11 protein-coding genes are annotated in these 12,490 nt (G+C 59.3%); 2 read left to right on the top strand and 9 right to left on the bottom strand.

The annotated features are described in order from the left end of the window. Nucleotides 1–51 precede the first annotated feature (51 nt). On the bottom strand, nucleotides 52–1,584 hold the full coding sequence (locus TZ53_RS12405) for a Fic family protein (RefSeq protein WP_044661468.1): 1,533 nt from the start codon (nucleotides 1,582–1,584) through the stop codon (nucleotides 52–54). A 154-nt stretch (nucleotides 1,585–1,738) separates the two neighbouring features. Here TZ53_RS12405 and TZ53_RS12400 point away from each other — a divergent pair, with 154 nt between their 5' ends. Further along, nucleotides 1,739–2,215, top strand: coding sequence for a hypothetical protein (locus TZ53_RS12400; RefSeq protein WP_044661467.1), 477 nt, complete (start codon nucleotides 1,739–1,741; stop codon nucleotides 2,213–2,215). Nucleotides 2,216–2,401: 186 nt separating this feature from the next. Here the strand turns inward: TZ53_RS12400 and TZ53_RS12395 are convergent, their stop codons facing one another. The 8 genes from TZ53_RS12395 to TZ53_RS12355 all read right to left on the bottom strand — a co-directional run bounded on the left by TZ53_RS12395 (nucleotide 2,402) and on the right by TZ53_RS12355 (nucleotide 9,466). Beyond that, nucleotides 2,402–3,235: an EcsC family protein gene (locus tag TZ53_RS12395; protein ID WP_062113542.1), complete on the bottom strand. Its 834-nt coding sequence runs from the start codon at nucleotides 3,233–3,235 to the stop codon at nucleotides 2,402–2,404. Nucleotides 3,236–3,360: 125 nt separating this feature from the next. Then, nucleotides 3,361–4,080 (bottom strand): hypothetical protein, encoded by a 720-nt coding sequence (locus TZ53_RS12390; protein WP_145902202.1) that lies wholly within the window; start codon nucleotides 4,078–4,080, stop codon nucleotides 3,361–3,363. A gap of 167 nt (nucleotides 4,081–4,247) precedes the next feature. Beyond that, a complete protein-coding gene (locus tag TZ53_RS12385) occupies nucleotides 4,248–6,278 on the bottom strand; it encodes a hypothetical protein (RefSeq protein ID WP_235589490.1) in 2,031 nt (676 codons plus the stop codon). A 126-nt stretch (nucleotides 6,279–6,404) separates the two neighbouring features. Beyond that, nucleotides 6,405–6,836, bottom strand: a complete 432-nt coding sequence (locus TZ53_RS12380) for a hypothetical protein (RefSeq protein ID WP_052628192.1) — start codon at nucleotides 6,834–6,836, stop codon at nucleotides 6,405–6,407. A 526-nt stretch (nucleotides 6,837–7,362) separates the two neighbouring features. After that, nucleotides 7,363–7,938, bottom strand: a complete 576-nt coding sequence (locus TZ53_RS26115) for a hypothetical protein (protein ID WP_083535804.1) — start codon at nucleotides 7,936–7,938, stop codon at nucleotides 7,363–7,365. Next, nucleotides 7,935–8,432, bottom strand: a complete 498-nt coding sequence (locus TZ53_RS12365; RefSeq protein WP_044661463.1) for a hypothetical protein — start codon at nucleotides 8,430–8,432, stop codon at nucleotides 7,935–7,937. Before TZ53_RS12365 ends, TZ53_RS26115 begins: the two co-directional genes overlap by 4 nt. Nucleotides 8,433–8,573: 141 nt before the next feature. Further along, entirely contained in the window at nucleotides 8,574–8,933 is a 360-nt protein-coding gene (locus TZ53_RS12360) for a hypothetical protein (RefSeq protein WP_044661462.1), read from the bottom strand. Continuing rightward, complete coding sequence (locus TZ53_RS12355) at nucleotides 8,930–9,466, bottom strand: hypothetical protein (RefSeq protein ID WP_044661461.1); 537 nt, start codon at nucleotides 9,464–9,466, stop codon at nucleotides 8,930–8,932. The genes TZ53_RS12360 and TZ53_RS12355 overlap by 4 nt, the downstream gene beginning before the upstream one ends. A gap of 336 nt (nucleotides 9,467–9,802) precedes the next feature. On the opposite strand from TZ53_RS12355, the gene TZ53_RS12350 reads away from it, so the two are divergent. Next, on the top strand, nucleotides 9,803–12,490 hold the full coding sequence (locus tag TZ53_RS12350) for a PD-(D/E)XK nuclease family protein (protein WP_044661460.1): 2,688 nt from the start codon (nucleotides 9,803–9,805) through the stop codon (nucleotides 12,488–12,490).

The following is a 12,490-nucleotide window of genomic DNA, read 5'->3' as shown; positions in this document are numbered from 1 at the left end:
GTGCCGCCCACGTGATCGCCACCGCAGATAGCCTCGGGTAATCACATACTCTCAGAAAGCGTTTGCCGCACGAGGTATATCCCCCGCTTCGGCCATCGCCCACTGCACCGCCTGCTCCATCACGACGATCTCGGCATCGGTCAGTTCGTCGAACTGAGCGCGCTTGCTATTGGAAAGACGTCCGCCGTTCTGAAGCATCAGGCGGATCAGCAACGCGGCGCGGCGGTCTGGCATATCGACGATTGTGCGGACCCCTTCCATCGCGCGTTCAAACATAGCCAGGAAGCCCAGTTCTTCGCGCATCTCCGTACGGACAGCATCGATAACGCGGTCATAGAGATATTCGGCAAGCGGCGTGGCGTCGAAAAAGCGGTAGAGCAGCGCGGTCTCGCTGCGGACCTCGATCTCGCGCTCGCTGGTCCAGCCCCAATCGATCGCGGTTAACAGGGGTCTTGAAAAGCTCTCCAGCACCGCGTCATAGCTGCGCTGATCGCGGACGATGGCGGCCGACACAGGGAAGATCATGCTGTCAGGGCTGAAACCGGTCTTGCTCAGCACATGATGAACGATGAAGCGATGGATGCGACCGTTGCCGTCCTCGAACGGGTGAATGAAGACAAAGGCGAAGGCCGCGACTGCAGCTGCCACGACAGGCTCGATGTCGTCGGCGAGCATCCGCGCCGTCAGCGCCATCCAGCCCATCATCAGCGAGGGAACGTCTTCAGGTCGGGGGCAGATGAAATGCACCTCCTCGCGGAGATCAACGGTCGTCTCGCCGACGAAATTCTGGAAGCTGCGCCAGTCGGTCGCGGCATAGCGGCGATCGACGATCGCATTTTGCAGCCGGACGATCGCTTCCTTGTCGCCCGTGTCAAAGCTGGAGGCGGAGCGCAGCGCGGCGACGAATGGCTCGGTCCGATCCGGGTTGGGTACCTCCCCTTCGATCGCGAAGGATGCGCGCGTCTCCTTGGTGAAGAGATGCCGCACCGCGCGGGCAAGCACGGCTGGGTCATAGCGTTCGATGATCGCCCATGCTTCGGCATCGATATGGACGCCGATCTGCTCTTCCAGCTTCGCCGTGCGGCGCACCGTGGGGCACAGGTCCGGCGTGCCGAGCAGATTATCGATGACGCGGTGACGCGACGAGTTCCGCCGCGCCCCGACCATATACTTCTTCGGATCGAGCGCCTCGACATAATTGCCGGCCGCGGCATCGGGCACGTCGAGACGTTCGCCGGTCAGATACTCATAGAAGAACCAGGCGCGCCGCGCGTAGCTGCCGCTCGGCTCGGTGCGCACCCATGCCGCGACGACCTCGGCGTCGATGGCAACGAAGGTTGCGGCCAGCACGCCTAGATCCAGGGATTCATAGCGCAGGGCAAAGCGCAGGTTGGCGATGACATTGTCACCGGTCGCATAGGAACGCGGGTAGAGCTCGACAGTGCGACCAGCGATTACTTCGGTGCGCCGCGCACCCGAGACGAGGTAGCTTTCGGTATAGGGCGGCGGACTTTGCGGTGCGAACGTCGCTCGCAGCCACATATGGCCCAGCTTCGGCCGACCGTCACCCATGTCATCGTTCATGTAAAAATGCTTAGCGGGATACGAAAACGATTACCAATGACATCCTCTATCCAAGATTGGTTATGAAATTAACGTGATGGGCTTCCGTGGTGCAAACGCTTTCGCCGCGACTCACTCTTCAACGACGATGTGTCAGCCGCGACAAGCTGGCAGGATGAAGGTCGTGCGCTGCGCCGATCTTCGCTTCATCCACGACGGGCGCAATGTCGAGGCGGCCGGGGTCATACTGGTGCGGCAGCGACCCGGGTCAGCCAAGGGTGTGCTGTTCGTCACCATCGAGGACGAGACCGGCGTTGCCAACGGCATCCTTTGGCCGAACAGGTTCGAGATCTATCGACGGCGGGTCATGTCGGCATCGATGATTGCCATGCGCGAGCGGCTACAGAAGGAGGGCGAAATCATTCACATCATCTGCGATCGGATCACCGATCATGATGACATGCTGCGGTCGATCGGGCGAGCCGAGTTCAACATTGCGCCGAGTCGCGGTGATGGCGCCAGCCATGGCGGTGGCCCTGACCCCCGCGATCCGGGCTTGCCGCATGGTCGCGCACTGGCGCCACCACCTATCGATACGGCAGCTCTACCGAGCGACGATCTCCTGCCCGTCCGTAGTCACGATTTCCATTGACCTGTTCCGAGTATCAACACGGACAGATTCAGGCTACCGCTCGTTCCCTACCCAGCGTTGAATGGCAGGACGCAGTGCGCCTTGAGTTCAACTGCCCGTTCCAACATGGCATCGCTGGAGACGCGAGCCGACCGAGCCCAAGCCTAAAACGTGTGGACCTCGATCGAGCGCGGCGTCTCTTATGCGTTACGCCACGGTCATTGCAGGTATTTTCGTCGCGCTCTTCTTCCTTCTACGGGTCGAGACGATGCGCTCGAAACAAGCGCGAATCTGATCCGTGTCATGCTCCTTCTCCAGCCGACGAAGTCTGAAATGAACATGCGCCATGGTCTGATAGTAGGACGAGAAGGCTGAGTTGATCGCCGCGCCAGTGACAGCCCCGATGATGGGCGTAGACTGCAGAAGGATCTTCTCGCTGACAACCACGCCGAAACGAGGAAGAATCGTCTTCATGAGTTCGGCGGTAGCCTTCCCGGAAAGCGCCAGACGGCTGGCGAACAAGCCGGTCTCGGCGTCATCGTCTTCGGTAAGGGGGCCGCCGAAACCGAAAACGGCAAGGCATTGTGCGCGGACGGCCTCATCGTTTAGGTCTTCGCCATATCCCGTCGCGATCTGCTGGATCGACCGCAGGATCAGGGTCGTCGTCACAGGCAGATCGATAAGTGTCGTGGATATTCCGCCGAGGCCGCCGGCCGCTCCCGCAACGCTGGTGGCAAACCTGTGCCAAGTCTCGCCCTGAGCCCAAGAAAGGGCCTTGTTTAAAAGCGATTGATTTTCTTGATCGGGCTGGGTGGCAAATGCGAGCCGATAGCTCTCCTTCAAGGCAAGGTCCGTAGCCTCCTCAATGAGGTGCTGCCAGTTTGCAGGAACCTTGTGGATCAGGTCGTCCGCTTTGGCCCCGACCCAACTGGCTAGCTTGATGATGAGCCCACCAGACTCGATGTACAGTGCCGCCACGCTCTTCAGTTCATCAAGTTCATCCTGATTGAAACCACTGCATGCATTCCCAAGATCATTCACAAAAGGTGCCCCCAAATTTGACGTGGGGACGAATGCGAGATTTCATCGATTTTGCAAAGACCTAATCAAACGCCAGCCGGAGTTTATAGGCGATCAGTCGATGGCTCTCGCCTAAGTCCGCCCATTCACGACGCTGCCTGATCGCCTACAAGGCCGTTGCTTTCGCGATGCGGAATGCTGAAGTGATAACGAGCAATGTTCTCTAATGTATCGGTACGGGTTGTATGAGCGTTTTGCTGGCGCGTGTAATAAATGATCTCAAATGTCATAGATGTCTCGATCTTCAGCCGATGAACAGCTGCTTCCGAATGCCGATCGACCGGGATTACTAACGCAGGCTGCAATTCACGCATCACCTCGACGAACCCCAACTGGTACGCCCGATCAATGACATCCTGCTTGAGCGCACTTCCCTTGTCGTGCCGGGTTCGAAAGGGGACCAGATAGGGATAGGCAAGCTGCCATAGGCTTTGATGAGTCGCCGCCAAGATGGCATTGATGTGGCGCCATTGCGCCCCCCACGAAGGCATGCCCAAGCGATATGCCCGATTCATTTGCTCGAACGATTGAACATCGTCGAATAGGCTGATCCTCTTTGCAGCATCGTACAACTTGGCGTCTCCCGCGGTAGGACGAAAATCATCCTTCCCGCCCGCCGGATTGACAGAGACGATGGCCAACCCACCGCTCGAGTAGTTCTCCCCTACCATTCCCGGTACGGCCACATCGGCTTGGGATGAGGGCGCAATTGGTCGCAGTTGCTCGTCTGAAGACCCGAAGATGTCTTGCCGTGTGATTTTCGCACGTTCGTGCCAAAGCTTCGCCAACATGCTTCGATCAGCCATATCCATCATCTCCGTCACTCGCGCCAACTGAGCCGCTTCGCCACTGAATGTCGAGTTCTTCCTATCCGAATCGGTTGAATTGCGAGCAGTTTCCCTCCGCGACCCGAAGGCTTGGCCTATCCAAGTTCTTCTACTGGGGCCGGCTGAGCCGGCCCCACTTTTCCAGATCAAGCGGCTTCCCAGACCCGGTTCAAAATTTTAGCGGCCATCGCTGCTTTGTCTTGAGGAAGGAACCGACCGTAATGCTTTGCTACCATCTCCGGAGTGTCCTGAATGGCATAGCTTGCCTGTTCGTAGGAGCCGGTGTGCTTGAGGATGTGCGTGGCTAGGACGTCCCGTACGTTGTGCGGCCCATGCGGCAGCAATCCTTTGATTGCACCTCTCCCGGTATAAGGATTGAAGACACCATAGCGCTGGATCACAAGCCTCCACGCTTCATAGAATGTATTTTGATTGTATGACGCGTCCCGACTGGTCCTCTTGACCGTCTTGACGAAAAAGGTGCCAGGGTCTTCCGCACCGTTGAGCAGAGCAAGGCGATGCCGCTCGATATAGGCGCTCATATGGTCATAGAGACCGCCGAGATCGGGCAGGACCAACCGGAAGGGCTTGCCGGCGAAGAAGGATGAATGGGCATTCTTGAACGCGACAGCAGGCACAAAAACTTCCCAGCCATGGTCGCGCTCGCTCCAGCGAATTTCACCGCGCTTCTGCGCCTCAAGCTGCCGTTCTGAACGCGGCAGATGCCCTCGCGGGCAGACCATCAGCTGCCGCAAGTTTTTCTGTCGCAATCCAAGATGTAGGCCCAGACGAATGATGAGGTAGGAGCGAGCCACTTCCGCGGCCGCACGCGGAAACCGCCGCGCGTCTGGGCGAAGCTTCAGAATTTCATCGGCAATCTTCAGATATTCCGCCACCGGACTCGACGCCTCCAGGATCGGCAGTATCGGCTCAAACGGATCACGATGGATCCGCGCGACCCGCTCCACTTCCTTCACACGTGCGCCCGCATGCGCATGGAGAAAATCGCAAGCACCCTGCCAATCGGCACGCACAGCTGCGACTTCCTCAGCCGATATGAGTCCTGCAGCCGGCACGAGGCGCGAAGCGAGTTCTGGATGCTGCCGCAGCCATCCAGTCTCGGAACGGACCAACGCCATGGCATTGCGCAGCATGTCGCATTCCCAGCGAGTGAAGAAGCCGCGTCGCCGCTCACGCCACTGGGCATACCAGTCCCAAACGCGCGGAAAGATGAGCATGGCGAACGAGATGTCCTTCAGCGGCACGCCATGCCCATGAACGGCCCCCGACGGCGAGGCGGCCAAAGCGCCGAACATGAGGCCGAAATGCTCGATCTTCTGGGCTGTCGTTTCCTCGTTCCAGACCCCAATGCGTTGGAAACCGATATCTGTGAGGGTGGCGGTCTTGAAACGGATAAGCTCGGTCAGTTCCGACACAAGGCGAGGCGGCGCATCCACCACGCCGATATGGTCAGCCTGGTCACCGAGATCGTAAGCCCCAACGTTCGGAACCGACGCTCTTATCTGCTTGCCTGTCAGCGAAGGAAACCGGATCGCGTAGCGCAGCTTCATGGCTTGAGCCTGAAAGCGGCGATATTCGGTGGCGCCGGAGATCACGACGTTCTGAACCCAATCCAGGATCTCCTTCTGCTCCTTGAGCGGCCTTGAGTTAAAATCATCGGGCAGGTGCCAAGCCAGCCGCCGCTGCTCAGCTCTCGGCAGCCCCTTCACCAATAGACCAGAAGCCGCGCGCGCAGGGTTCGGCAGCTTCGATTTGAAGTAACCCATGGGCAAATCGTAGCGCCGCTCGATACGCGTTAGCAGCTCAAGACTCGTCGTTCTTTGCGGGGTGCGACGTCCCTCGACCCACGATTGCAGGGTCGCGCGATCGAACTTCTCCCCGGGTTGGATGATGGATCGGTGGAGTTGGTAATAGCTCTCGGAAAAGCGGCCCAGATGGAGGACCAGCGCTTCACGAAAAGAGGGGGGATCCACCCAATCTGTAAACTTTGGAACCGGGCGTTCCACGATCGGCGCAGGCGTGCGACCCCGCTTCAATGAGGCAGATTGATCCCCGTCGCCGTTGCTCCGGCGTGTTGTTCTTAGCATCGTCGAGATTTCCAAATTTTGATGGTCAATATCCAGCTTGGGCTGGCGACGCCTGAGATGCAGACGCAAAAAGCATGACGGCAAAGCTTCGCCTTCAACGTATCCCGCGTTGATGGCGACAAGTTCCGCGTCCGTGCGCGATCACGCCCTGTCAGGCATAGTTACATCCCATATGAGCGGGACCAAGCGTCGAAGCTAACGACAGATGCCGGCCGTCATGCCCCGCAACCTGCCTTCTAGCCGCTGGCGTGAGGCATGCAGCGCGGTCAGCCGTTCGGCAGCCTCTTCTTCATCTATGACCATCGACTCCCGGACGGCCTCGCCCGATCTGAAGGTGAGCATTTTCAGTACCAGATGCCATCGGCCACGATGATCGACGGTCACCGTCGCCGTCCCGTGGCACAAAAGGGACCGGAAGGAGTGATGTACGTTCCATTCGGCAAGTGATTTAGCCACGCCCTTCCCCTCTGCCGCGAACGCACCATTTTCACTTACCAATTCGCCCAGCGCCGCGAAGCGTTGGCCAACAAGATGCGGCAGGCTCACTGGGTCGCCCCGCCCAGGTATTTCCGATAGCAACAGGAGCGCTTCGCTGACGGCTGCCTCGGCTCGGGCGAATTCGTCCACGGCGCGTCCTCGCCATAAATTGACGTTGCTCCAAATTGACGGCCATGTGTCAGTCGCAGGTAGCGCCGAAGGGGTGATAGCAAGCACCGTTCGGCCTTATTCTTCATTCCTTGCTAAGCCGTTAGCTCTGATCAACGTTCAGGTTGAGCGACGCCACCTGCCCTGTGAGGCAGGCTTCTTCATGATACGCCGAATGTCCAAAAATTCTGTCGCATAGGCAAAGTGGACCACCATGAAAGCAGGTTTGCCACAGCGCAGAACGACTACCAGGTCATGCGTCGCCCGGGCGCAGACGGCGGCCGGGTGTTCCCGCATCATGCGCAGGTCCAAACGTATGACACGGCGAGGGTAACCGACTGGGAGCTTCGGCGCCTTTCGCCACCCAAGTTTATCAAGTTGACGCTGGATCACCCCGTGCTTCAATCTGCCGCGCTTCGCCCCTTGCCGCCAATGCGACTTGCTCATGGCACCTCGCGGATCATCATCAGCAGCAGGTTGACCCACCTGGTCGGCGGCTCGATCAGCTTCATAGGGCTTCCACCCCGTTGAACGCCAACCAGCTGGCAAGCGCTTCAGCCGCACCTGCATCGGAGCATGTGTCACGGGCGTGCAGACCAAACCCATTCGCAGTCAGCCGCCGAGCTGGCACCAAGATGTGGACATGGGGTTCGTTCGCAGAGCCCGCCAGGAATGGCGCATGCAGGACGAGGACAGCGGCAAGTTGCAGCTCGCGCACGAAATAGCTCAGTGCCCAGGCGCGGACGAGCTCCCAATCGGCGTGGAGAGGGCGGTCGGCATCGAGAATGATGTTGAACTGGGCATAACCATTCCGTTCGATCAGGGGCTGGGTAGCATCATAGCGTTCGAGCAAATAGCGCAGGTCCGCATATTCCCCTGGCGCACTGCTCGGAAGGAGAAGGTCATGCCGAGCCGCCCGATGGCCAGAGGGGTGGAGCTTCGCCAACACGGGGGCGGCGATCCCGATACGCGCCCCGTCTGACTTCCAATACCAACGCATGTACCGGAACTGAGGATGGGCGGGCCAATCGAGATAGAAGCAAGACAATTCCTCTGGACCCGACTTCGACTTCTTCTGGGTCATGCGACGTCCCTCCCTGCCGGCTGGATCTCGGTCGCACTAGGCCGCTGAATTGAGTTCGGCAGCATCGGGGGATTGAGGAAGAGTCCCTGACTATCAGCCCTGACAGTGAAGGATTGGTCTTCATGCGCGGGAACAAACCAGACCTGTCCGCCCAAAAGGCTTTGCCGATAATCCGACAGCCACTCGCCTTCGCCGTGAAAAAGAATATCGAAGCTGCATTGATATGCGTCGAACCGGACGAGCAGAGCGTCCATGCCGTAGAGGTCACCGATCTGGCCGAACAGCTGCTCGCCAAGGGGCCGAAATGCTGACGTACCAAGGATCAAGAGGTTGGCTTCCTGAAGCAGAAGCGCTCCACCCCCGAAAGCCGGATCGACGCTGATAGGCCCGCCGATTTCCCAAGCGACCTTGATCATCGCACGCTGGACTGCGTCACGGACGAACGGGATTGTTGGCGCACCCGAGCCGGGCTGCGCGTTCATCGAGCTAAACATACTTATTATCTTCCTTTTGGGGGCGCGATCCGCTGAGCTTGGACGCGCATCACCCCAAGATTTTCATCTCATCTGCTCAGTCACCTGAGCTCTTCTCATCCGATCAAAGCCGCTGCCGCATCGTGTCGGCAGCGCTCGTCCTCAATCGTCTTTGGGGTATCTGAGATTCAGCGATATCATCGGTCGCCCCAGCGGTTTTGTGAAACCGGCCCCGTGCTCCTCACAAAGGGTGGCATAGAGATAATTACCGACCATGAGCTCGCCAGCAGCTCCACACTCTTGGCACATGCGGGTCGAACGCTGCTCAGCGGCTGCAATGAGCGGCGCTGCCGCTTGGTCAGGCCGATCGATATAGACTCTCAGCTCCCCGAACTTCTCTTTGGCTTGCGTCACTCTCACCGAAATGCCAGCCGAATGCAGATCGGCCAACAGCTGGCGAAACAGCGGTCGCCATCCAGCGGGAAGGTACGATTCCCAATGCAAATTCTCGTCGTGGCTCATACGAAGTTTCCTCCGATTTCCGCGACCCAGCGAAGATCGGCGATCCGCAAGCCTGTCTCAGCAGAGACCGGATCACCAAACGGTGCTCCAGCTTCCTCTGCAACGCCGGTCGACCGAATGCTGAAAAAGCAGGGGTCGAGATCCCTATCCCGTGGATCTGCGACTACCCACAGCGGCGAATCGAAATCGGCAGACCAGAGCCGCAGGCCCCGGTGGAGGCGGACCTCGCCGGCCCGAGCGAGGATCAGCGAAAGATAATAGGTCTTCCGCCGAGAGGTGTCGCGCCCTGGCTTAAGGATAAGGATGTCCGTTCGTAACTGACGGACTGCCTCGATCAATTTGCTGAACGAAATTTCGCGACGCCAGTGACCAAGAACGAGCCCGGCCCGCTCACTGTAACGATATTGGCTCAGAATCTGCGGGAATAGCCCATCGCAGGGCTGAGTGGTCCAGCCCCCCATCTTGGCAAGCGCGCGAGCGGCATCTTCGCCGTCCGAGATCCGCTGCCGATCTTCTTCATTCACATATACCATATCTGGTCTCTTCGACTTGGCGCGGAGGCGGCTGCCCTCCGACGCCTAAGGAACATTTCACTTCTCAGCGACAGCCAAAATTCCCCCACTCGACCTCTCAAACATCCTGCTTCCAGCAGCCGCCTTGCGGGATTGATCCGGTGCCACCTTTCCGAGCAATTGGGCACAGCTTGGCGATACTAGAGGAAGGCGCCAAGGCTCTGTTTTCATGAGCCGAAACTGTGACGACCGATATTGTCGTGGACGCATTCATTAATGACATGACAAAGCATTTGCGCTTACGGCCAGCAATGCCGTGCGCTGACGAGGCAGCTCGCGGATGGGGGATAGTTAAGAATGAAGCTTATCTTCGGCCTTTCATGCAATGGCCGTTCCTTTCCGGATTTTCCGGGCCCGAATGAAGGCGTCTTCAATGCCGCAGTAGTGGGGCCACAAGGCCTGATAGAGATGCTCGAGGTGCAGCTTGGCCTCACAGCTCCCCGGGTGGCACATGCGGTTCGAGTTTCCAGCTACGCTACTAAATTGCGTACCGCGCTGGCCACAGCCCCGGACCTGTTCTTCGGTCAGTCCTTCACCCTTGATCCGTGGGCCACTGCCGCATCATTGCTCGATTGGCGAGATGAACTGATCGCCGGCGGCTGGTCCGGCAGCCCTATTGGCGCCGCACGTGTTGATGCATTCGCGGTGGTGGAAGAGGCCGGTCCGCCCCTTCCCCCCGGGGTCGCAGATCGCACGCGAACGCTCTGCGATGCGGTCAAGGCCCGTGCAAGCCTGCCGCTCGCTTCAATCGAGCTGGTCGAGCCCCGAGATTTGCTGCCGCCTCTCTGGCAGCGCCTTATCGATACGCTGGAGGGATCGGGGGTAGAAATCTCGCAGGCTCCTGCCTGTGCAATTTCCTCCAATGACCTGGGCCACGTGCAAGCCTTTCTCGCGAGCGGCTCACCCTCGACATTAGCAGGCGATGGTAGCTTTGCGATCGTCCACGCGGACACAGCCTTGGCGGCGGCGGAAGCAGCTGCAGAGTGGCTCGCCCATTGTTCGGAAACCGAGTTGCATGGCACGGTCATTGTGAGCGCTGACGGAGACACCGCGCTGCTGGACCGCGCGCTTCAAGCTCGCGGGCTTCCCGCTCTGGGCTTGTCGGCCTCGTCGCCATGGCGTGGAGCGCTTCAGGTACTGCCGCTCGCGTTCGCCGCTTCTTGGGCACCATTCAACGCGAACGCGATGCTTGACTTGCTCATGCTACCGCGCCCCCCGATCGCGCGACATGCGGCGCGCAAGCTCGCCTATGCACTGAGCCGCGAACCTGGCACGGGCGGCCCAGCCTGGCTCGCTGCATGGGGTAATATCGAGTCAGATCTTGCCGAAAGGATGTCCACAGAACCTCAAGAAAAGCGCGATGCGAAGCTTGCGGCGTGGAGGCAATGGACGTCTGGAGAATTATACCCGCGGCACGAAGGCATGCCTGCGGAGGCGGCCAAGTCGATCGCTTCTCGCGTTGCGCAATGGGCGCTCGAGACGAATGCTGGAAATGCTGATCCGCTTCTTCTGGCGCTAGTTGGTGCCGCACAGGCCCTCGTGCAAGCGATTGATGTGCTGAACGTCGAGATGCTCTCTCCGCTGCTGCTTGGACGCATGACAGACCAAGTGCTTGCGGACGGCGCTCAAAACCCCAACCACATAGCGACGTCGGGCGGTTTACGTGCCGTGCGTAATCCAGGCGCCATCTGGGGCGATGCTAAGAATGTACTTTGGTGGGACTTCAAAGGTCCCGGAGAACGCGTAAGCTCAACGCCATGGACCGCCGCGGAGGTTGCTGCTCTTAAGACTCATGGCTGCGAAATCGAATCGTCGGCCGCGGCCAGCGCCCGAATCGGGTGGAGCAATGCCAACGCAGTGCATCGCGCTGGGGAGCGCGTCATTCTTTTCTCACCGGCGCTTTCGGCGGGGGAGGAGACGACGAGCCATCCCCTCGCCCATCAGCTGAACCCATTGACGACACCTGCTAAGGACTTGATCCAATGGTCAGCAGAACAGTTATTGTACGGGCCGTATCATGAGCTCGCAGGGCACGAGATTCTCCGTGAAGCGATCACTCCAAACCTCCTGCCAGCACAGCGCCCTCGCTGGTCTCTGCCGGCATCTGTAATCGCCAAACTCGACGATCGCGTCGAAAGCGCCACCAGCTTGGAGCATCTCGCGGACTGCCAACTGCGATGGCTCATTCTTGACGTTTTGCGGCTCTCAGGCGGCCGGGTTGCTGAGATCCCTGGCACAAGCCAGCTGCTTGGCAACCTCGCCCATGAACTTGCAAATCGCGTTTTCCCGCCAGGCCCTGTGCCTGACCCAGCAGTCGTTTTCTCGCAAGCCAACAATCTGTTTGACGAGTTGCTTTGTGCGATCGCGACGCCGCTTCAGCAGCCGGAATATGCGGGTGAGCTTGCGTCGGCCCGGGTCAAAGTCCCAGCTGCTCTGGCCCAACTCGCACGTCTTCTACAGGCGATGGACGTAAAGGTGATTGGGACGGAAATCGAACGCGCGAGGAAGTTCGTCGATGGACCGGATGTAAAGGGCCGCATCGACATGCTGATAGAACACCCGACTCACGGCACCGGCGTAATAGATCTGAAATGGTCAAGGAGCCCAAAGAAGCGACGCAACGAGCTCGCCGAAGGTCGTTCGATTCAGCTCGCGACATACGGTGCGATAGCTAATTCCAACAGCACCACGCCTGCTCCAGGCGCATTCTATATGCTGAACCAGCGACAGCTGATCGGGCTGAGCGGCTCGTTCATGGCGGAGGAATCGGTCGAATCCGACCATAGCCTGTCCGACACATGGTCGAATCTCGTGTCGACGTGGCAGGTGTGGCTCGATCTAGCCCGGGAGGGGATTGCGGTTGCGACGGGTGCCGATGAGACCGAGGCCCACATACCGGCCGATCTCCCGATCGAGACGGGGGCCGAACCGTGTCGCTATTGCGAACTTACAGCGCTCTGCCGCGTAGGCGTGGAGGCCAACTGA

Origin of the sequence: Sphingobium sp. YBL2 (assembly GCF_000943805.1) — a bacterium.
Lineage (GTDB): Bacteria > Pseudomonadota > Alphaproteobacteria > Sphingomonadales > Sphingomonadaceae > Sphingobium > Sphingobium fuliginis.
The sequence above is the reverse complement of the archived record's forward strand: the minus strand, read 5'-3'. Positions and strand labels throughout refer to the sequence as shown.